The sequence below is a fragment of the Hydrogenophaga sp. A37 genome, from assembly GCF_002001205.1.
Classification (GTDB): Bacteria; Pseudomonadota; Gammaproteobacteria; order Burkholderiales; family Burkholderiaceae_C; genus Hydrogenophaga.
In genome coordinates, this window is record NZ_MUNZ01000139.1 from 1 (window position 1) to 20,530 (window position 20,530).

General features: G+C 67.4%; 17 protein-coding genes. 12 read left to right on the forward strand and 5 right to left on the reverse strand.

Annotation, left to right across the window (positions count from 1 at the left end; translation table 11 throughout):
* Positions 1-538: FMN-binding negative transcriptional regulator (locus B0E41_RS19215; RefSeq protein WP_143433911.1), on the reverse strand; the 538-nt coding region annotated here is incomplete at its 3' end.
* 73 nt (positions 539-611) lie between these two features.
* The gene (locus B0E41_RS19220; protein WP_077333400.1) at positions 612-1,262 is read right to left on the reverse strand and encodes a LysE family transporter; all 651 of its coding nucleotides are present in this window, start codon (positions 1,260-1,262) and stop codon (positions 612-614) included.
* Positions 1,263-1,336: 74 nt separating this feature from the next.
* Here B0E41_RS19220 and B0E41_RS19225 point away from each other — a divergent pair, with 74 nt between their 5' ends.
* The 10 genes from B0E41_RS19225 (at position 1,337) to B0E41_RS27195 (ending at position 13,025) form a co-directional block, all read left to right on the forward strand.
* Complete coding sequence (locus B0E41_RS19225) at positions 1,337-2,233, forward strand: LysR family transcriptional regulator ArgP (protein ID WP_077333346.1); 897 nt, start codon at positions 1,337-1,339, stop codon at positions 2,231-2,233.
* Between the two features lie 106 nt (positions 2,234-2,339).
* The gene (locus B0E41_RS19230) at positions 2,340-4,331 is read left to right on the forward strand and encodes an acyltransferase family protein (RefSeq protein ID WP_077333348.1); all 1,992 of its coding nucleotides are present in this window, start codon (positions 2,340-2,342) and stop codon (positions 4,329-4,331) included.
* Between the two features lie 192 nt (positions 4,332-4,523).
* Positions 4,524-5,570: a LacI family DNA-binding transcriptional regulator gene (locus B0E41_RS19235; protein ID WP_077333350.1), complete on the forward strand. Its 1,047-nt coding sequence runs from the start codon at positions 4,524-4,526 to the stop codon at positions 5,568-5,570.
* Between the two features lie 34 nt (positions 5,571-5,604).
* Complete coding sequence (gene xylA / locus B0E41_RS19240) at positions 5,605-6,972, forward strand: xylose isomerase (RefSeq protein WP_077333352.1); 1,368 nt, start codon at positions 5,605-5,607, stop codon at positions 6,970-6,972.
* A 37-nt stretch (positions 6,973-7,009) separates the two neighbouring features.
* The gene (locus tag B0E41_RS19245; RefSeq protein ID WP_077333354.1) at positions 7,010-8,080 is read left to right on the forward strand and encodes a sugar phosphate isomerase/epimerase; all 1,071 of its coding nucleotides are present in this window, start codon (positions 7,010-7,012) and stop codon (positions 8,078-8,080) included.
* A complete protein-coding gene (locus B0E41_RS19250) occupies positions 8,077-9,255 on the forward strand; it encodes a Gfo/Idh/MocA family oxidoreductase (protein ID WP_077333356.1) in 1,179 nt (392 codons plus the stop codon). Before B0E41_RS19245 ends, B0E41_RS19250 begins: the two co-directional genes overlap by 4 nt.
* Positions 9,256-9,313: 58 nt before the next feature.
* Positions 9,314-10,798, forward strand: coding sequence for a sugar ABC transporter ATP-binding protein (locus B0E41_RS19255; protein WP_077333358.1), 1,485 nt, complete (start codon positions 9,314-9,316; stop codon positions 10,796-10,798).
* A 4-nt stretch (positions 10,799-10,802) separates the two neighbouring features.
* Positions 10,803-11,819, forward strand: coding sequence for an ABC transporter permease (locus tag B0E41_RS19260; protein WP_077333360.1), 1,017 nt, complete (start codon positions 10,803-10,805; stop codon positions 11,817-11,819).
* Between the two features lie 69 nt (positions 11,820-11,888).
* A complete protein-coding gene (locus B0E41_RS19265; protein ID WP_077333362.1) occupies positions 11,889-12,842 on the forward strand; it encodes an ABC transporter substrate-binding protein in 954 nt (317 codons plus the stop codon).
* Positions 12,843-12,878: 36 nt separating this feature from the next.
* Positions 12,879-13,025 (forward strand): hypothetical protein, encoded by a 147-nt coding sequence (locus B0E41_RS27195; protein ID WP_171984822.1) that lies wholly within the window; start codon positions 12,879-12,881, stop codon positions 13,023-13,025.
* Positions 13,026-13,040: 15 nt separating this feature from the next.
* Here the strand turns inward: B0E41_RS27195 and B0E41_RS19270 are convergent, their stop codons facing one another.
* Together B0E41_RS19270 and B0E41_RS19275 are read right to left on the reverse strand one after the other, a co-directional pair.
* A complete protein-coding gene (locus B0E41_RS19270; RefSeq protein ID WP_077333364.1) occupies positions 13,041-14,552 on the reverse strand; it encodes a hypothetical protein in 1,512 nt (503 codons plus the stop codon).
* Positions 14,553-14,624: 72 nt separating this feature from the next.
* Positions 14,625-15,026, reverse strand: a complete 402-nt coding sequence (locus B0E41_RS19275) for a hypothetical protein (protein ID WP_143433912.1) — start codon at positions 15,024-15,026, stop codon at positions 14,625-14,627.
* A 109-nt stretch (positions 15,027-15,135) separates the two neighbouring features.
* Between B0E41_RS19275 and B0E41_RS19280 the strand changes: the two genes are divergently transcribed.
* Both B0E41_RS19280 and B0E41_RS19285 read left to right on the forward strand, forming a co-directional pair.
* Positions 15,136-17,076 carry an ATP-binding protein gene (locus B0E41_RS19280; protein ID WP_077333368.1) on the forward strand — a complete coding sequence of 647 codons (1,941 nt, stop codon included), beginning with the start codon at positions 15,136-15,138 and terminating at the stop codon, positions 17,074-17,076.
* A gap of 236 nt (positions 17,077-17,312) precedes the next feature.
* Positions 17,313-18,911 (forward strand): M28 family metallopeptidase, encoded by a 1,599-nt coding sequence (locus B0E41_RS19285; RefSeq protein ID WP_216350788.1) that lies wholly within the window; start codon positions 17,313-17,315, stop codon positions 18,909-18,911.
* A gap of 107 nt (positions 18,912-19,018) precedes the next feature.
* Here B0E41_RS19285 and B0E41_RS19290 read toward each other — a convergent pair whose 3' ends face one another.
* Positions 19,019-20,530 carry a tripartite tricarboxylate transporter permease gene (locus B0E41_RS19290; RefSeq protein ID WP_077333372.1) on the reverse strand — a complete coding sequence of 504 codons (1,512 nt, stop codon included), beginning with the start codon at positions 20,528-20,530 and terminating at the stop codon, positions 19,019-19,021.

Consider the following 20,530-nt stretch of genomic DNA (forward strand, 5'->3'; position numbering starts at 1 on the left):
GGCCCAGCTTGGACTTGCCCACCAGCCGGACGACCTCGATCTCGATGCCGACGATGTCCTGCAGCATGCTGTTGATGAATTCGGGCGCCGAGTCGCCCATCCTCCAGGGCGTGGCCTGCTGTGATCGCTGCTCGTGCTCGCGCGTGAGGCGCGCCACCAGGCCGCGCACGAAGCGTTCGTCGTCCCTCACGCGCAGGCGCCCGTGGGCGTGCACGACCTGGTAGTTCCAGGTGGGCACGTGGCGGTGGTGTTCGGGTTTGCTGGGGTACCAGTTGGGCGAAATGTAGGCCTCGCTGGCTTGGAAGATCACCAGCACGTCGGCACCTTCGGCCGGCACCTCACGCCACAGCGGGTTGGCGCGCGCCACGTGGGCGTTCAGCGTGCCGTGAGGGCCGGTGGCTTCGTCCAGCTCGAACGGAATGTGGTTGGCGTCCAGCCCGTGGGGGCCTTGTGTGATGAGCGCGCCCAGCGGGTGTTCGCGCATCACGCGCTGCAGTTCGCCGGGGCGGGTTTCTTCGAAGTGGGTAGGGAGGTACATGGCGGGCAGGCGTTCAGGGGGGCGAAGTGAGGCGTGTCTTTGTATCAGGCCAAGAGCGGCGCGGGTCGCTTCTTCAGGCGTTTTGCAGTGCGTGGCGCACCAGCAGCGCCGACAGCACCCACATGGTCAGGCCGATCAGCGCGTCCAGCACCTGCCAGGCGCGGGGCCGGGCGAACAGCGGCGCGAGCCAGCGCGCGCCGAAGCCCAGCGCGCTGAACCAGGCCAGGCTGGCGATGCTCGCGCCGGCCACGAACCAGCTTTGCAGTCCTGCGGGTTGCTGGGCGCCGATGCTGCCGACCAGCAGCACGGTGTCCAGATACACGTGCGGGTTGAGCAGGGTGAACGCCGCGGCCTGCGCCATGGCCGCGCCGAGGCTCAACCCGGCGCCGCCCGGTGCGGCGGTGAGCTGGCTCGCGTGCCGTGCGCGCTGCCATGACCGCCAGCCGTACACCGCCAGAAAGGCCGCGCCGGCCAGCGCCAGCGCCCGGGCCAGGCCCGGGCTGCTGCCCAGCGCCTGCGCCATGCCCAGCACCCCCGCAGTGATCAGGGCCGCATCGGCCAGCGCGCAGAACAGCACCACGCTGCCCACGTGCTCGCGCCGCAGGCCTTGGCGCAGCACGAAGGCGTTCTGTGCGCCGATGGCGACGATGAGGCCCAGACTCAGGAGCAAACCCTGGGCGAAGACGGGAAACACGTGAGAAACGGTGGAAGCAACTGGGTTCATGTTCCGAAGCTTGCCCGCGGTGAGGTATGAAGACAAACTGTCTTTCCTTCACCCGATTAAGAAAAACTGCATCCATGCTCGACTACGCCGCCCTCCATGCGCTCGCCGCCGTGATTCGAGAGGGGAGTTTCGACCGCGCGGCCCGCGCGCTGCACGTGACGCCCTCGGCCATCTCGCAGCGTGTGCGCCTGCTGGAGGAGCGGGTGGGCTGCGCGCTGGTGGTGCGCGGCCAGCCCTGCCTGCCGACCGATACCGGCCGCCGCATGTGCCAGCACATGGACCGCGTGCGCCTGCTGGAGCATGAACTGCACGACGCGCTGCCCGCCCTCGCGCCCGAGGGCGGCACGCGCGTGGCGCTGCCGGTGGCGGTCAACGCCGACAGCCTGGCCACCTGGTTCGCGCCCGCGCTGGCCGCGTTCGCCGCGCAGGCCCCGGTGCTGATGGCGGTGAGCGTGGACGACCAGGACCACACGGCAGAGTGGCTGCGCACCGGCGCCGTGCTGGCGGCCGTGACGGGCAACGCGCGGCCAGCGGCCGGCTGCAACAGCCAGCCGCTGGGCGCCATGCGTTACCTCGCGGCAGCGACCCCGGCATTTGTTGCGCGCTTCTTCGGCGACGGGGTGGGCGCAGGCAGCCTGGCGCAAGCGCCCAGCCTGGTGTTCAACACCAAAGACGAGCTGCAGGCGCGCTGGGTGCGCCGCCTGTGCCACCGGCATGTGGAGCTGCCCCGCCACAGCCTGCCGTCGTCGCAGGCCTTCGTGACCGCCGCGCTGGCCGGCATGGGCTGGGGGCTGCAGCCCGAGGCACTGATCGCGTCCCACCTGGCGGACGGCTCGCTGGTGGAGCTGGTGCCCGGGCAGGCGCTGGACGTGCCGCTGCACTGGCAGACGGCGCGGGCCGCCTCGGGCCTGCTTGATGGCCTGACGCGGCAGATGCTGGCGGCCGCGCGCGACTCCCTGCGGCCGCTGTGAGCCCGTCGGCCCCCGCCAATGACCTTGGCGGGTCGCCGGTTCCAGCGGGCCTGTCTCCGTCGTTTGCTAGGATGCAACGCTGCTACCCGCCATTCACCCCCGTTTCATGTCGCATTCCCCCCACCCAGACCACTACCGCCCCGACATTGATGGCCTGCGCGCCATTGCCGTATCTGCTGTGGTGATCCACCACGCTTTTCCCGAGTGGTTTCCGGGTGGTTTCATCGGGGTCGACATCTTCTTCGTGATCTCGGGCTACCTGATCAGCTCGATCATCCTGGACAACCTGGCGCGCAACCGGTTCAGCTTCGCCGACTTCTATGCCCGCCGGGTCAAGCGCATTTTTCCGGCGCTGTTTCTGGTACTGGCGTTCACGTTGGTCTACGGCTGGTTCGTGCTCTCGCCGCTGGAATACAAGGCGGTGGGCAAGCACGCGGTGGCCGGCAGTTTCTTCATGTCGAACTTTGCCTTCTGGCGAGAGGCGGGCTACTTCGATGCCTCGGCGGTCGAGAAACCGCTGCTGCACCTGTGGTCGCTCGCCATTGAAGAGCAGTTCTACATGTTCTGGCCGCTGGTGCTGGTGGCGCTGCACCGCTGGCACCAGCCCAAAAAGATCTGGATCGTGGGCCTGCTGCTGCTCTCGCTGGGTTTCAACCTCTGGCTGGTGCGGGGGGATGCGAACGCGGCGTTCTACAACCCGCTGGGCCGCTTCTGGGAAATGATGATGGGTGCCTACCTGGCCGCCAGCCGCCCGGCCCCGGGTGCGCCGGTGCCCGCCACGGCGCGCCGGGCGCAGTGGCTCTCCAGCCTGGGCATTGGCTTGCTGGTGATGGTCATGGTCGAGCTGGATCCGGAACGGCGCTTCCCCGGCGGTTGGGCCTTCGCCGGCACCCTGGCCTCCTGCCTGCTGATCGCCGCCGGTCCCCGGGGGTGGTTCAACCGGTATGTGTTGGCGAGCAAACCCATGGTCTGGATCGGTCTGATCAGCTACCCCCTCTACCTGTGGCACTGGCCGCTGCTGGCCTTTCCGCACATCGAGTTCGGCGGGATGCCGCCCATGCTGCACCAGCTTGGCTGGGTGTTGCTGGCGGTGCTGCTGGCCTGGCTCACCTACCGGCTGGTTGAACAACCGATCCGGTTCGGGCATTGGCGCCAATGGCGCTTCACCACCGTGGCCCTGAGCGCCGCCGTGGCCGTGACCGGCCTGACCGGTTTCACCATCTACAAAAAAGAAGGCCAACCCGAGCGCCTGCAGATGCTGGCGGCGAACCAGGCGGCCAACCAGGCGGCCAGTGACGGGACGCCTGAGCAGATCCAGAAGCTGCTGACCACGCTCTCGTCCAGGGGCGGGAAGTCGGCGGTCGTCGACGGCTGGCGCGACGGCGACTGCATGCTCGACTACGATCTGCCGCCCAGCCACTACAAGCCGTTTTGTGTCGAGAAGAAGCGCCCCCTGGTCTTCCTCTGGGGCGACTCGCATGCCGGCTCGCTGTACCCGGGCTTCAAGGCGCTGCAGGACAGCGGCAAATACAGCTTCGGCCTCGGCGAGCGCACGGGCGCGATCTGCCCGCCCATCCTGGGCATCGAACCGCGCCCGCTGTGCAAGAGCCTGAACGACGACACCATCCGGGTGATCCGCGAGACCAAGCCTGACATCGTGGTGCTCTATGCCTGGTGGCACGAGGGCAAGGTCAAGGGTCGCTACAAAGACACCTCGGGCCTGGAGCCGACCGTGGCCGAGCTCAAGAAGGCCGGCGTCAAGCGCATCGTGCTGCTCGGCGCGGTGCCGTATTGGCGCGAGGACCTGCCCAAGATCTTGCTGAAGCTGTGGAAAGAAAAGCAGCGTTTGCCGCTGCGCCTGGGCGACGAATACCTGGATCCGCACGTCAAGGCCGCCACCGCCGAGATGCGCAAACGCTCTGCGGCCATGGGCATCGAGTTCATCTCAGGCATGGACTACTTCTGCAACCGCGACGGCTGCCTGACGCGAATGGGGCCGGGCTCCGCCGAGCCCTTGAGTTTCGACTACGGGCACCTCACACCGCCCGCTGCGAAGTACTACGTTGATCAGATGGCCCCGCTGATCATGGGCAAGTGAAACACCCCCGCCGCGGTTAGCGCGACCCCCTCAAAAGGGGGGGCGGCACTGGCCGTCCGGCAATGCCGGCCCTGTGGTGCCCTGGGTGGCCCCGGGGACGGTGAATTGGGTCGAGTGACGAACCTCAGTTTCTTCTTCTGACTGGTAAAAACCCCTAGCTAATTTTTGAGGTGCGTACCTCAAACTGCCGCCATGGACGCGAAAACTGCTCCAAAAGTACGCACCACGCTGGAAGATGTGGCGCTGGACGCAGAGGTCAGCCTGGCGACGGCTGATCGGGTGGTGAACAAGCGTCCCGGGGTGCGCGCGGCCACCGTCGCCAAGGTCAACGAGGCGGTGCGCCGCCTGGGCTACCGGCCCGACCCCTCCGCCGCCAAGCTGGCGCGCTCGCGGCTGCGCCGGGTGGCCTTCCTGCTGCCCGCCGGCACCAACCGCTTCGTCGGTTTGCTCAGTGACCAGATCAAGGCCAACGCGGAGTGGATGCACGATCAGCGCATCCACGCCGACGTGCTGGCGGTCAACGTGTTCAACCCGGTCGAGCTGGGCAAGGCCCTGCTGGCGCAGGAGGGCCAGCGCGACGCGGTGGTGGTCATGGCGCTGGACCATCCGGTGGTGCGCTCGGCCATTGACCAGCTCACGCTGGCCGGCACCGTCGTCATCACCCTGGTGTCGGACGTGCCGTCCTCCACGCGCCAGCACTACGTGGGCATCAACAACACCGCCGCGGGCCGCACCGCCGCCACGCTCATCGGCCGCTTCGTCGGCCGGCAGCCCGCCGAAGTGGCCATCATCCTGGGCAGCCTTTCGCTGCGCGACCACGCCGAACGCTACTTCGGCTTCCACCAGGTGATGGCCCAGGAACACCCTCACCTGACCGTCCTGCCCCCGCTCGAGGGGCAGGACGACGCCGCCCGCAACGAGGCGCTCACCACCCAGCTGTTCGCCACCCACCCGGGGCTCGCGGCGATCTACAGCGTGGGGGCCGGCAATGCCGGCATCAGCACGGCACTGCGCACGGCCGCCCGCGCGCAGGACACGGTGTTTGTCGGCCACGAGCTCACACCCGCCTCGCGCGCCGACCTGCTCGACGGCACCATGGACGCGGTCATCAACCAGGACGCGGGCCACGAAATCCGCTCCGCCCTGCGGGTCGCGCTCGCGCAGTGGTCGCAGGAGCCGGTGATCGCCGACCAGGAGCGCATCCGCATCGACATCTACCTGAAGGACAACCTCCCGTGACCCCCTCCACCCGACGCACAGGACGCTTTCCACCATGACACAGACCCTTTCCCCCGCACCCACAGACACCGCCCAGCGCGGCGCCTACTTCTCCTTCCGCGAGCCCTTCGCCTTCCGCGGCGAAGGCTTCGTGCCCACGGCCGAAGAGCCCTTCGCCTACCGCTACTACGACAAGAACCGCCCCGTGCTGGGCCGGCGCATGGAAGACCAGTTGCGCTTTTCCACCTGCTACTGGCACAGCTTCGTGGGTGATGGCACCGACCCCTTTGGGGATGCCAGCTTCCTGCGGCCCTGGCACGGCGCGGGCGACCCGATGGCGCAGGCGCTGCACAAGGCCGACGTCGCCTTCGACCTGTTCCGCCTGATCGACACGCCGTTCTTCACCTTCCACGACCGCGACGTGGCCCCCGAAGGCGCCACGCTGCGCGAATCGAACGAGCACCTGCGCCGCATCGAAGCCGTGTTTGAACGCAAGATGGAGCAGACCGGCGTCAAGCTGCTCTGGGGCACGGCCAACCTGTTTTCCAACCGCCGCTACATGGCCGGCGCCGCCACCAACCCCGACCCCGACGTGTTCGCCTACGCCGCCGCGCAGGTGAAGAACGTGCTGGAGATGACGCACCGCTTGCGAGGTGCCAACTACGTGCTGTGGGGCGGGCGCGAGGGCTACGAAACCCTGCTCAACACCGACCTCAAACGCGAACTCGCGCAGCTTGGCCGTTTCTTGAACCTGGTGGTCGAGCACAAACACAAGATCGGCTTCACCGGCCAGATCCTGATCGAGCCCAAACCCGCCGAGCCCACCAAGCACCAGTACGACCACGATGTGGCCACGGTCTACGGCTTCCTGCAAGCGCATGGGCTGGAGAACGAGGTCAAGCTCAACTTGGAGCAGAACCACGCGCTGCTGGCCGGCCACACCTTCGAACACGAGATCGCGCTGGCCGGCGCGCTCGGCATCTTCGGCTCGATCGACATGAACCGCGGCGACGAGATGCTGGGCTGGGACACCGACCAGTTTCCCAACAACCTGCAGCAGGTCGCGTTCACGCTGTACGAGGTGCTCAAGGCCGGCGGCGTGGGCCAGGGCGGCCTGAACTTCGATGCCAAGCTGCGCCGCCAGTCCATCGACCCCGACGACCTGGTGTGGGCCCACGCCACATCCATGGACCTGTGCGCACGCGCGCTGCTGGTGGCCGAAAAGATGGTGCAGGACGGCGCGCTGCAGCGCCACGTGCAGACGCGTTACCAGGGCTGGGACTCACCGCGCGGCCGTTCCATGCTGCAAGGCGAGCGCTCGCTGGAGGCACTGGCGCTCGAGGTCGAGGCCGAAGGCCTGGAGCCCCAGCCGCGCTCGTCGCAGCAAGAGCGGCTGGAGCACCTGGTGAGCAGCTACCTCTGAAGTTCCGATACACCGACACGCAGACAAGGAGACACACATGGCCACCCACATCAAAGGCCCCGGCATCTACCTCGCGCAGTTCGCCAGCGACACCGCACCGTTCGACTCCTGGGCGTCGATCACGAAATGGGCCGGCGGCCTGGGCTTCAAGGGCGTGCAGATCCCGTCGTGGGACAAGCGCATCTTCGACATGGACAAGGCCGCTGAGTCGCAGACCTACTGCGACGAGATTGCCGGCGTGGCGCGCGAGCACGGCATTGCGATCACCGAGCTGGGCACCCACCTGCAAGGACAGCTGGTGGCCGTGCACCCGGCCTACGACGAAGCCTTCGACGGCTTTGCGCCGGAGGCGTTTCGCAAGAACCCCAAGGCCCGCCAGGCCTGGGCGGTGGAGCAGATGCTGCTGTCCGCCAAAGCCTCCAAACGGCTGGGCCTCAAGAGCAACGTGAGCTTTCCTGGCGCGCTGGCCTGGCCGTTTCTGTACCCCTGGCCACCGCGCCCGGCCGGCCTGATCGAAGCCGCGTTCGACGAACTCGCCAAGCGCTGGCTGCCGATCTTCGATGCTTTCGAAGAGGCCGACTGCAATGTCTGCTTCGAGCTGCACCCAGGTGAAGACCTGTTCGATGGCACCACCTTCGAGATGTTCCTGGAGCGGGTCAACAACCACCCGCGCTGCTGCATCAACTACGACCCCTCGCACTTCCTGCTGCAGCAGCTCGACTACCTCGAGTTCATCGACATCTACCACGAGCGCATCAAGGCGCTGCACATCAAGGACGCCGAGTTCCGCCCCACCGGGCGCCAGGGTGTGTACTCCGGCTACCAGCCCTGGGTGGAGCGGGCGGGGCGCTTCCGCTCGCTCGGCGACGGGCAGGTGGATTTCGGCGCCATCTTCTCCAAGATGGCGCAGTACAACTACGACAGCTGGGCGGTGCTGGAGTGGGAGTGTTGCCTCAAGCACCCCGAAGCCGGCGCGGCCGAAGGCGCCGAGTTCATCCGCCGCCACATCATCCGCGTGACGGAAAAAGCCTTCGACGACTTTGCCGGCAGCGACACCGACCCCGCTCAGTTGCGCCGCATGCTCGGCCTGCAGGAGGGGGCGCCATGACCATCGAAGCCGGTTCCACAGCGGAGGGAGCAGGCCGCCGCATCCGCCTGGGCATGGTCGGTGGCGGCGAAGGCGCCTTCATCGGCGCGGTGCACCGCACCGCCGCGCGGCTCGACGACCACTACGAGTTGCTGGCCGGCGCGCTGTCGTCCACGCCGGAGAAGGCCCTGCGCTCGGCGCAGGCGCTGGGCCTGTCCCGCGCCTACCCCGACTACCGCACGATGGCGCGCGAAGAGGCCGCGCGCGGCGCCGACGGCATCGAGGCCGTGGCCATCGTCACGCCCAATGACCAGCACGCGCCCGCCGCCGAAGCCTTTCTGGAAGCCGGTATCCACGTCATCTGCGACAAGCCCGTGACCACCACGCTGGCCCAGGCGCAGCGCCTGCGTGAACTCGCGCGGTCGAAAGGCTTGGTGCTGGCCGTGACCTACAACTACAGCGGTTACCCCATGGTGCGGCACGCGCGCCAGCTGGTGCGCGAAGGTGCTTTGGGCACGCTGCGCATGGTGCAGGTGGAGTACGCGCAAGACTGGTTGACCGAAGCGCTGGAGGCCAGCGGGCAGAAGCAGGCCGCCTGGCGCACCGACCCGGCGCGCGCCGGTGCGGGCGGCTGCATCGGCGACATCGGCACCCACGCCTACCAGCTCGCGGCCTTCGTGAGCGGGTTGCGGACCGAGTCGCTCTGCGCCGAACTCAGCACCTTCGTGCCCGGCCGCGCGCTGGACGACAACGTGCAGGTGATGCTGCGCTTTGCCGGTGGTGCGCGCGGCATGTTGTGGGCCAGCCAGGTCGCGCCGGGCAACGAAAACGGCCTGCGCCTGCGCGTGTATGGCGACCAGGGCGGCCTCGAATGGCGGCAGGAGCACCCGAACCAGTTGCACTGGTCGCCCTTTGGTCAGCCCACCCAGATCATTTCGCGCGGCACCGGAGCGGCCACCGCCGACGCGGCGCGCGTGACCCGCCTGCCATCGGGCCACCCCGAGGGCTATCTCGAAGGCTTCGCCACCGTCTACGCCGAGATCGCGCAGGCCCTGCGCGCCGCGCGCGACGGCTCGGCCACGCCGGCCGACGTGGTGTTCCCCACCATCGACGACGGCGTGCACGGCATGGCGTTCATCGAGGCGGCCGTGCGCTCGTCGTCGCAAGGTGGGCAGTGGGTGGAGGTGAGCGAGTGAGCGCGTCGGGCCGTTCCCAAGCGTTCTACCCGCAGCGCGCTGCGCGGAGGGTCTCCCAGTGAGCCTGAGCGTGCGCTTCAACGACGTCGTCAAGGACTTCGGGCCGGTGCGCGTGCTGCACGGCGTGAGCTTTGATCTCGCGCCCGGGCGCATGGTCGGCCTGCTGGGCGAGAACGGTGCGGGCAAGTCCACCCTGGTGAAGATCCTCTCGGGCTACGAGCAGCTCTCCGGCGGCAGCCTGGAGGTGGACGGTGTGCTGCGGCACTTCGCCAGCTCGCGCGAGGCGGAGGCGGCCGGCATCGTGCTGATCCACCAGGAGTTCAACCTGGCCGACGACCTCACCGTGGCGCAGAACATCTTCCTCGGCCGCGAGCTGCGGCGCGGCTGGCTGCTCGACGAGGCCGGCATGCGCCGCGCCGCGCGCGAGGTGCTGCAGCAGGTGGGCCTGGACATCGACCCCGACACGCGGGCGCGCGACCTGATCGTGGCCGAGAAGCAGTTGGTGGAAATTGCCAAGGCCCTGTCGCGCCACGCGCGCCTGCTGGTGATGGACGAGCCCACCGCCACGCTCACGCCCTCTGAGACGCAGCGCCTGTTTGAGCTGATCGCCCGGCTGCGCAGCCAGGGCGTGACCATCGTCTACATCTCGCACAAGCTTGATGAAGTGGAGCGTGTGACCGACGAGATCGTGGTGATGCGCGACGGGCGCTTCGTCGCGCGTGGCCCCACCGCCGAGCACACCCGGCAACAGATGGCCAACCTGATGGTGGGCCGCGAACTCTCCGACATGTTCCCGCCCCGCGTCACGCCGCCCCCGGCCGAGCCGCTGCTCTCGGTGCGGCACCTGACCGTGCCGGGCTGGGCGAAGGACGTCGGCTTCGACCTGCACCCCGGCGAAATCCTGGGCTTCGCGGGCCTGGTCGGCGCGGGCCGCACCGAACTCTTCGAGGGCCTGCTGGGTTTGCGCCCCAGAAGCGCGGGCGAGGTGCGGCTCGCCGGGCGCGCCGTGAGCTTCAACAACCCGCGCGAGGCGGCGCATGAAGGCATCACCTACCTGAGCGAAGACCGCAAGGGCTGTGGGCTGCACACCCGCATGTCGCTGCAGGAAAACCTCACGCTGATGGACCTGGACCGCCACGCCAGGCCGTGGCTCGACCCGCGCTCCGAGCGCCGTGCGCTGGAGCAGGCCGTGGCCGATTTCGGTATCCGCACCGGCTCGCTCGATGCGCCGGCGGGCTCGCTCTCCGGCGGCAACCAGCAGAAGCTGGCCATGGCCAAGGTGCTGCAGCCCGACCCGCGCGTGGTCGTGCTGGACGAACCCACGCGGGGTGTTGACGTTGGCGCCAAGCGCGACATCTATTTCCTGGTCCAGCGCCTGGCGGCAGAGGGCCGCGGCGTGGTCGTCATCTCATCGGAGCTCATCGAGCTGATCGGCCTGTGTCACCGCGTCGTGGTGATGCGCGCGGGCACCGTGCAGGCCACGCTGGACGCCGACCTCCTGACTGAAGAGGCATTGATCGCCCACGCCACTGGCACTCACTGACACCATGCAAGAACTCACCCATTCCGCCAGCAACGTCCCAGCCACCCCGAAGCGCGGCGGCAAGCCGCTGCGCCAGCACCTGCGCGAAGCCGGGCCCATCGTCGGCCTGGTGCTGCTTTGCATTGCCGGCACGGTGCTCAACCCGGACTTCGCGACCTGGGACAACGCGATGAACGTGCTCACGCGCACCGCCTTCATCGGCATCATCGCGGTGGGCATGTGCTTCGTCATCATCTCCGGCGGCATCGACCTTTCGGTGGGCTCGATGGCGGCGTTGATCGCGGGCTGCATGATCATGGTGATGAACTGGGTGGCCCCGCTGTTGGGCAGCCCGGTGGCGGCGGTGCTGGTGGGCATGGCCATCGCGCTGACCTTGGGCGCGGCTTTCGGGCTGGCGCACGGCGTGCTCATCACCAAGGGCCGCATCGAGCCCTTCATCGTCACCCTGGGCACGCTGGGCATCTTCCGCGCCTACCTCACCTACTTCTCCAACGGCGGCGCGCTCACGCTGGACAACGCGCTGGCCGACACCTACGGCCCGGTCTACTACGGCGCCTGGCTGGGCATCCCGATCCCGATCTGGGTGTTCCTGGCGGTGGCGCTGGCAGGCGCTTTGCTGCTCAACCGCACGCGCTACGGCCGCTACGTGCAGGCCATCGGTTCCAACGAACAGGTGGCGCGCTACGCCGCCGTGGCGGTGGACCGCATCAAGATCCTCACCTATGTGCTTCTGGGCATCTGCGTGGGCATTGCCACCTTGCTTTACGTGCCGCGCCTGGGCTCGGCCTCGCCGTCCACCGGCCTGCTCTGGGAGCTCGAAGCCATCGCCGCCGTGATCGTCGGCGGCACCGCGCTCAAGGGCGGGCAGGGCCGCATCGTGGGCACCGTGGTGGGGGCCGTGCTGCTCTCCGTCATCGGCAACATCCTCAACCTCACCAGCATCATCAGCGTCTACCTGAACGCGGCGGTGCAGGGTTTCGTGATCATCGTCGTGGCCTTCCTGCAAAGAGGGCGACGATGAACGTCCGGCAGCGCAGCCCACGGGCCGGCGAGCCATTTCTGCCTCAAGAAACTAGCTTAGGAGACATTCATGAACAGACGTCTTTTCTCTGCCATCTCGCTGGCCATCGCCACCCTCGTGACGGCGCCGGCCTTCGCCCAGAACAAGCTGGTGATGGGGGTGTCCGTCCCCGCAGCCACCCACGGCTGGACCGGCGGCGTGGTGTATTGGGCCAATCGAACCAAGGGCGAGCTGGAGAAGCAATACCCCGGCGCATCGATCATCGTGAAGACCGCTGGCTCCGCCGCCGAGCAGGCCAACCAGGTGCAAGACCTGCAAACCGTCAACAAGATCGACACGCTGGTGATCCTGCCGTTTGAATCCGCGCCACTGACCAAGCCCGTGGCCCAGGTCAAGGGCAAGGGCGTTTACGTGACGGTGGTGGACCGGGGCCTGACCGACCCGAGCGCGCAGAACGCCTACGTGGCGGGCGACAACCCGGGCTTTGGCAAGGTGGCCGCCGAGTACATGGCCAAGGCCATGGGCGGCAAGGGCAACGTGGTGGTCCTGCGCGGCATTCCGACGGTGATCGACAACGAGCGCGTCGACGCCTTCAACGCCGTGATGAAGGGCCAGGCGGGCATCAAGGTGCTGGACGCCAAACACGGCAACTGGAACCGCGACGACGCCTTCAAGGTGATGCAGGACTACCTCACGCGCTTCAAACAGATCGACGCCGTGTGGGCCTCCGACGACGACATGGCGGTGGGTGTGCAGAAGGCCATCACACAGGCCAAGCGCAGCGACGTGAAGCTGGTGCTGGGCGGCGCGGGTTCCAAGGACTACATCAAGAAGGTGATGGATGGCGACCCGGTGGTGACCGCCGACGTGACCTACTCGCCCAGCATGATCGCTGACGCCATGAAGCTCACGGCCGAGGCGCGCATCACCGGCAAAGCGATGCCGGCCACGACCATCATTCCCTCGGTGCTGATCACCAAAGAAAACGCCGCGAAGTACTACGTGCCGGACTCACCGTTCTGAACGGGCCTGCAAGGCGTTCACTGCGTTGAGAAACCTGTGCGCATGCCGCTGCGCCTGGAGGAGGGGTACCTGGACCCCCACGTCAAGACCGCCACCGCCGACATGCGCCGGCGCTCTGCGGCCATGCCCGCAGCGACGTACCGCGTTGATCAGATGGCCCCGCTGATCATGGGCACGCCCTGAACGAGACTCTGACGCTCAGTCGAGCACCAGCTCGCCTGCGGCGTTGAAGCTGTAGAGGTAGTAGAACCACTTGTCGGTGTCCGAGCCGCTTTCGATCTTGAAGGCGGTCATCAGGCGCTGGCCGTCGGTCTTGAGGTAGATCGCGCCGTACACCTCCACATTGCTGCGGCCGAGCATGCGCACGTCTTGCTTGATGCGGTCCAGCTGCTCGGGCGTGACACCGCTGGCCAGCGTGTCCACGCGGGCTAGCAGGTCGTTCACCCGCTCGCGGTCTTCGCTGGCGCGGGTGGACCGCTGCAGCTCGGTCGACAAGATCACAGGCGCCTGGCCGCGCCCCGCCGCGCCCAGGCGCCCCAGCAGGTCGGGCCGGGGGTGCACATGGCCTTCTTCGTCGCCCGACGAGATGACGAAGGCCGCCGGGTTCACGGCCCGCAGAAAGGCGTCGGTCACGTCGCTGGAGCCGTGGTGGCACGACTTCATCACCTCGGCGCGCAAGCTGGCCTGGGCCGCCTCGATCATCTGCTGGTGAGCGACTGAACCCTCTTGGGGCCAGGCGCTCAGGCCCGCGTAGTGTGTGAGCAGAAATTTCTCGGCCGGGCGGTTGAGGTCGCCGCCGAAGAGCAGCCTGAAGCCGCCGTGGGAAAGCTTGAGCAGCACCGAGTGGCCGTTCTTGGTTTCGCCATAGCTGCCGAAGCGGCGCAGGCGGGGCTCGCCCTGGGCGCCCGGCTCGACCACTGGCCCCAGCACCTGGATGGTGTAGCCGCGCTGATCCGAAGGGCCGAAGCCCGGCATCCAGGCCAGGCCTTGCTCGTGCTGGGCGTGTGCGGTGGAGAGCATGCGGATGTCGCCCACCTTGGGGTTGTCCAGCGCGGCCTTCATCAGGCGGGGGAATTCGAAGCGCGTGTTCGCGGGCACACCGCCAAAATCACCCTCGATGGCGGGGCGGTCCACCGCCAGCGCGTGGATGTAGGCGCGGCCGGTGGTGGCGTCGGGGACCGGCTGACCGATCTTCTCCCAGGTGCCCGAGACGGGCCGCTCCACCAAGCCGTTGTGGAACACGGTCTTGAAACCGATCCCGGGGTTCTGGAACAGGGGCAGGAAGCCCTGGTAGTGGTCTTGGTCGGGGTGGGTCAGCACCGCCGCGTGGAAGTTGAAGCTGGCGTAGGTCTGAAAGCGGGCCTTGAGGAAGGCGTTCATGTTGCCGCCTTCGCCCGCGTCGATCACCATGATGCGCTCGCGTTCGCCGCGCTCGGGCGAGATCAACACCGCGCCGTCGCCCTGGCCCACGTCGACAAAGATTACCTCCAGCGGGCGCTGTTCAAGCACCTCGGCGGCCGGGATGTAGAGGGTGCGGCGCTGGGTGGGCGAGCGCGGCGCCCAGTCCACCTCCAGCCAGCCGTCGCCCATGTCGCGGCTGATGGTGAGGTGGTCGCCCCAGATCACCTGCCGCGCCTTGGTCTTTCGGTTGGCCTGGTACAGGTAAGACGGTTTGCCATCGGCGCGCAGCGCCACGAAACGGTGCGTCATGCTCGGTCCCTCCTTGCTGGCAGGGAGCGTAGGCGCAAGCGAAGCCGGCGTCCAGTGGGCGCGAGGCCTCCGTCAGCGCAGCAGCAGCGTGGGCACGCGCGCGGCGCGCAGCAGCTCGGTGGTCTTTCTGCCAGCGTAAGGTCGGTGCATCGGAATCGTCAGCAGGTGCACTGGCAATCCCCTGTACATCGGGCTGCTCGCCACCATCTCCACGTGGCCGAAGCGCCGCGCCGGCCCAGCACGAGGAGGGGCGGCATCCTGCTCGCTCAGGTTCTTGAGCAGGTTTTCTTCGGCGTTGGCGCCAATGGCGACGCTGTGGTCCTGATGGCCCTGCAGCGCGGGGTGGCGGTGAATCACGTGCAGGAATTCCAGCGGGGCGCCCATGCGCGCGGCGACCCAGGCGGCCACCACTTCCTTGTAGTCAAATCCGTGCTCATGGCGTTTTGGGCGCTCCTGTTTCGTGTGTTCTGGCACATGCCGGCGTGTGTTCGGCGATTGACGGCGCAAGAGAGTCTGTTGATACTGATACACAAATCGTTGCAATGCCACCTCTGCCGTCCAGGCATGAAAACCGAGGCGCTCGATGACGTTCAGTCAACACGGAAGCCCACACAGTCCGAGCTCCCTGTACCGCTCCGTCGCCGCGATGGTTGCGTGGCTGGTCTGGATGGTTCTCATCTCGCTGACACCGGCCACCGGTTGGGCCGACACCTACGCCAACACGCGCAGCAATGTGCTGGTCCTCCACTCCTATGGCCCGGACTTCACATGGACCCGTACACAGCAAGAGGGCATTGATGCCGTTTTCAGCCCTCTCCAGGCTGAGTACGACCTGCGGATCGAGTACCTGGACGCGGTGCACAACCCCGGCCTTCTGAAGGGGCCACTGCTCCTTGAGCTTCTGCGTGCCAAGCTCTCGACGCAGAAGTTTCGGGTCGTGCTGACCTCGGACAACGCCGCGTTCGACTTCGCTCGCGCGCACCGGGCCGAGCTCTTTCCAGGGGTGCCCATCGTGTTCATGGGCCTGAACGGCTACGACGACGCGATGCTGAAGGGAGACCGCGACATCACAGGGGTGGCCGAAGACGGTGACATGTTCGGCACGCTGCAGGTGTTGCTGCGGCTCGCGCCGCAGACCCGCCGCATCGTTTTCCCCGGGATGGCCGACGACCTCACCTACCGCGGCCTCCGGGCCACCATCACCAAGGATTTGGCGGCGCTCCCCTCGCAGGTCAAGGCCGAGTTCCGAGAGTATCCCCATGTGGACGCGCTCCTTGATGACCTCAAGACCCTGCCGAGCGACTCCGCGATCTACACCATCGGCAACATGCGCACGCGCGACGGCCAGGGGATCAGCAGCCAGCGCGCCGCCGAGCTCATGTCATCGACGGTCCCTGTTCCCTTGTTCACGAGCTGGGATTTCCTGGTCGGCCACGGTGCTGTGGGAGGCAGTGTCATCAGCGGTGTCGAGCAGGGACGCCTGGCGGCGGAGATCGCGCTGCAGGTGATGCGCGGCACGCGCCCGGAATCCATCCCGGTGCGTCGCGGGGCGGGAAAGATCTTGATGTTCGACCACCGGCAACTGGTCCGCTTTGGCATCCCGACATCTCAGTTGCCGTGGGGCTCCGTGGTCCGCTTTGAGCCGGAGAGCTCGCTCAGCATTTCACGTGAGGCGGCCTGGATTGCCGGGGTGTCGTTCGTGCTGCTGTTCGGTGTGAGTGTGTCGCTGGTGATTGCGGTGCTGCAGCGCCGCCGCTCTGAGGAGCAGGTCCGCGCGCTCAACCAGGAACTCGAACAGCGCGTCGCCGAACGCACCAGCGCGCTGGAGCAGGCGAACAAGGAGTTGGAGTCTTTTGCCTATTCCGTCTCGCACGATCTGCGCGCTCCACTGCGCCACATCGACGGCTTTTTGGCGCTGCTCAAGGAGCGTGTCGAGCCGAACCTCGATGATCAGGGCCTCCACTACATGAACACCATCGCCGACGCAGCCCGCCGCATGAGCACGCTGATCGACGACCTGCTGGCCTTTTCGCGCATGGGGCGCCAGGAAATGAGCAAGACCCCAGTGGATATGAACGGCCTGGTGGCCGACGTGATCCGGGGGCTGGCGCCAGAAGCTTCGGGCAGAGCCATCGACTGGCAGATCGCTGATCTGCCCGTGGTCAACGGGGATCGCGCCATGTTGCGTGTCGTGCTGTTCAACCTGATCTCGAATGCCCTGAAATACACCAGCAAACGCGCTCAGGCCCGGATCGACATCGGCACGCAGCCGGGTGAAGAAGGCGAGACCGTGGTGTACGTGAAGGACAACGGCGCTGGGTTCGACATGCGATTCAAGGACAAACTCTTCGGTGTCTTTCAGCGCCTGCATCGTGTCGATGAATTCGAGGGCACCGGTATCGGGTTGGCGAATGTCGCCCGCATCATCGCGCGCCACGGTGGCAAGGTGTGGGCGCAGGGTCAGGTCGACCAAGGCGCGGCGTTCTATGTCTCGTTTCTCCCATCCACCAAGACAGAAACGTAGACGCCGAGAAACGCGGGTTCGCGCGCAGCAGCTCGGTGGTCTTGCTGCCGGCGAACAGCTGGCGCGTCCTGGCGAAGGACTCAATCCGTTTCAGTCGTGTCTGTCTGTAAGTGCCCTTGTGGCCGTCCTGCGCAGGGGAGTACGCTGATTTCCCCCTCGCGGTCGGTGCCGACCGGCAAGCCCGTGGATCGATGGCGGCGGGACCCGATGACGTCAACAACACACAGGAGACGGACATGAAGAAGAGCGGTATGGATGGTGGGCACCTGGCCCGTGGACGGTGGAGCGCGACGGCGCTCGCGGCGATGCTCTTGGTGGCCTGCGGCGGAGGTGGCGAGGGCGGCAGCGACGCGTCCGGCGACGCGGCCGTGGCCAAGCTGGCGCCTGCCGGCGCTTCTGCAGCGGGGGAGTCCTCCAGCTGCCTCAACCGGGTCAACAACACGTTCAACAAACTGCTGGAGTGCGTCACGCTCGACGGCGTGCGGCGCCACCAGCAGGCCCTGCAGACCATCGCCGACGCGAACAACGGCATCCGCACCTCGGGCACGCCGGGCTACGACGCCTCGGTGGACTATGCGGCGCAGGTGCTGCGCGACGCGGGTTACCTGGTGACCATCACCGACTTCCAGTTCCAGACCTTCATCACGCTCTCGGCCACCGTGCTGGAGCAGGTGTCGCCCGGGCCCGCCGGACCGCTGGCCAACACCATCATGGAGTACTCGGGCAGCGGCGATGTGACCGCCCCGGTGACGGCGCTGACACCCCCGCCGGGTGACGGCACCCCGGGCTGCGAAGCCGCGGACTTCGTGGGCTTCCCGGCAGGCAACATCGCGCTCATCAGCCGCGGGGCCTGCCCCTTCGCCACCAAGGCCGCCAACGCCCAAGCGGCCGGGGCCAGCGGCGTCGTGATCTACAACAACACCACCGGCGACCTCAACGGCACGCTGGGCGAGGCCTTCACGCTGGACATCGGCGTCACCGGCATCACCCAGGCCCTGGGCCAGCAGCTGGCGGCGACGCCGGGGCTGGTGCTCAGGCTCAAGACCGACACCTTCCGTGGCGAGGCCACCACCAGCAACATCATCGCGGAGTCGCGCTCGGGCGATCCGAACAACGTGGTGATGGTGGGCGCGCACCTCGACTCGGTCAACGAAGGTCCCGGCATCAACGACAACGGCTCGGGCAGCGCGGCGATCCTGGAGACCGCGGTCCAGATGGCCAAGGTCAAGCCACGCAACAAGCTGCGCTTTGCGCTGTGGGGCGCGGAAGAGGCCGGTCTGGTGGGGTCCACGAACTACGTGGAAGGGCTGAGCCAGGCCGAGAAGGACCGCATCGCGCTGTACCTGAACTTCGACATGATCGGTTCGCCCAACCATGTGTTCTTCGTCTACGACGGTGACGACTCGGACGCCACGGGTGAAGGCCCTGGCCCGGGCGGATCGGACCAGATCGAGAAGGCGTTCGAGTCCTTCTACATGCAGCGCGGCGTGCCGTTCAAGGGCACCGACTTCGACGGGCGCTCGGACTACCGGGCCTTCATCCAGAACCTGATCCCCGCGGGGGGGCTGTTCACCGGGGCCGAAGGCATCAAGACGGCCGCCGAAGCCGTGACCTGGGGTGGCACGGCAGGTGCGCCCTACGACCCGTGTTACCACCAGGCCTGCGACACTTTTGCCAACAACAACGACACGGCGCTCGACGTGAACGCCGATGCGGTGGCCTACACCACGCTTCTGTTCTCGATGAACACCTCGACCGTGAACGACCAGCGCGGCAAGGGCAACTTCCGCATGCCGGCGCTCAAGCCGCTGCACCCGGTGCCGGCCCCGAACTGAGTGGTCTCTGAAGGCCCCTGCCAGTCGCGCGACTGGCAGGGGCCCATCATTTTGGACGGGCAGACGGCCGGTGCAGGGTGGGCGCCATCCTGACCGGCCTCAGCCTCTCAGGCCGCCGCCACGCCGGCCCCGCGCCGCGCCGCCAGCAGGCGCATCCCGATGGGCACCACCAGCATCAGCGCCGCCGCCACCCACAGCCCGACGGTGATCGGGCTGCCCACCAGGATGGCGGCGTCGCCGTTGCTGATGGACAGCGCGCGGCGCAGGTTCTGCTCCATCATGTCGCCGAGCACGAAGCCCAAGATCAGCGGCGCCATCGGCACGCCCTGCTTGCGCAGCAGGTAGGCCACCAGGCCGAGCACGGTCATGAGCACGAGGTCGAAGGTGGTGGCGTGCACCGCGTACACGCCCACGCTGCTGACCGCCACGATGCCGGGCACCAGCAGCCAGTTGGGCACGCTCAGCACCTTGGTGAACACGCCCACCAGCGGGATGTTCATCACCAGCAGGATCACGTTGGCCACGAACAGCGAGGCGATCAGGCCCCACACGAGTTCGGGCTGCTGGGTGAACAGCGCCGGGCCGGGTGTGATGTTGTAGAGCGAGAGCGCGCCCACCATCACCGCCGTGGTGCCCGAGCCGGGCACGCCCAGCGTGAGCATGGGCACGAAGGAGCCGGTGGCGGCCGAGTTGTTCGCCGCTTCGGGCGCGGCCACGCCGCGGATGTCGCCCTTGCCGAAGGTGCCTTCTTTGTCGGTCAGGCTCTTCTCCATCGAGTACGTCATGGCGCTGGCGATGGTGGCGCCCGCGCCGGGCAGCACGCCCACGCCGAAGCCCACCACGCTGGAGCGCAACGTGCCCCACCAGGTGGCCTTGAGTTCTTTCCAGTTGAACAACATGCGGCCGGTCTGCGTCACCAGGCCGGCGTTGCTGTGGTGCTCTTGCAGCATCAGCAGAAGCTCGCTGATGGAGAACACGCCGATGACGACCACCACGAACTGGATGCCGTCAGAGAGGTGGATGTCGCCACCGGTGAAGCGGTAGACGCCGGAGTTCGAATCCAGCCCCACGCACGACATCGAGAGACCGATGATGGCCGCCAGCCCGGCCTTGACCGGCGCGTCGCCCATGAGCCCGGCGATGCAGGCGAAGGCGAAACACATGAGCGCGAAATACTCGGCCGGCCCGAAGGACAGCGCCCAGCTCGCCAGCAGCGGCGCGAACAGCACGATGCCGATGGTGGCCACCAGTGAGCCCACGAACGAGCTCCAGGCCGAGATGGACAGCGCCACGCCGCCCAGGCCCTGGCGCGCCATGGGGTAGCCGTCGAGCGCGGTCATGATGGCGCCCGCGTCACCGGGCACGTTGAGCAAAATGGACGAGATGCGCCCGCCGTATTCGCAGCCGATGTAGACCGCGGCCAGCAAGATGAGCGAGGCCTCGGGCGGCAGCTTCATGGCAAAGGCCAGCGGCATCAGGATGGCCACGCCGTTGATGGGGCCCAGGCCGGGCAGCAGGCCGACGATGGTGCCGATGAAGCAGCCCATCGCAGCGATCAGCAGGTTGGTCGGGCTCAGCGCGACGCCAAAGCCCATCACCAGGTGTTGCAGGGTGTCCAT

Bases quoted from the DNA above. Each gene is read 5' to 3' on its own strand.
- B0E41_RS19265 (WP_077333362.1), top strand. From the start codon at position 11,889: ATGAACAGACGTCTTTTCTCTGCCATCTCGCTGGCCATCGCCACCCTC.
- B0E41_RS19230 (WP_077333348.1), top strand. From the start codon at position 2,340: ATGTCGCATTCCCCCCACCCAGACCACTACCGCCCCGACATTGATGGC.
- B0E41_RS19290 (WP_077333372.1), bottom strand. From the start codon at position 20,530: ATGGACACCCTGCAACACCTGGTGATGGGCTTTGGCGTCGCGCTGAGC.
- B0E41_RS19225 (WP_077333346.1), top strand. From the start codon at position 1,337: ATGCTCGACTACGCCGCCCTCCATGCGCTCGCCGCCGTGATTCGAGAG.
- B0E41_RS19250 (WP_077333356.1), top strand. From the start codon at position 8,077: ATGACCATCGAAGCCGGTTCCACAGCGGAGGGAGCAGGCCGCCGCATC.
- B0E41_RS19245 (WP_077333354.1), top strand. From the start codon at position 7,010: ATGGCCACCCACATCAAAGGCCCCGGCATCTACCTCGCGCAGTTCGCC.
- B0E41_RS19285 (WP_216350788.1), top strand. From the start codon at position 17,313: ATGAAGAAGAGCGGTATGGATGGTGGGCACCTGGCCCGTGGACGGTGG.
- B0E41_RS19260 (WP_077333360.1), top strand. From the start codon at position 10,803: ATGCAAGAACTCACCCATTCCGCCAGCAACGTCCCAGCCACCCCGAAG.
- B0E41_RS19235 (WP_077333350.1), top strand. From the start codon at position 4,524: ATGGACGCGAAAACTGCTCCAAAAGTACGCACCACGCTGGAAGATGTG.
- B0E41_RS19220 (WP_077333400.1), bottom strand. From the start codon at position 1,262: ATGAACCCAGTTGCTTCCACCGTTTCTCACGTGTTTCCCGTCTTCGCC.
- B0E41_RS19270 (WP_077333364.1), bottom strand. From the start codon at position 14,552: ATGACGCACCGTTTCGTGGCGCTGCGCGCCGATGGCAAACCGTCTTAC.
- xylA (WP_077333352.1), top strand. From the start codon at position 5,605: ATGACACAGACCCTTTCCCCCGCACCCACAGACACCGCCCAGCGCGGC.
- B0E41_RS19280 (WP_077333368.1), top strand. From the start codon at position 15,136: ATGACGTTCAGTCAACACGGAAGCCCACACAGTCCGAGCTCCCTGTAC.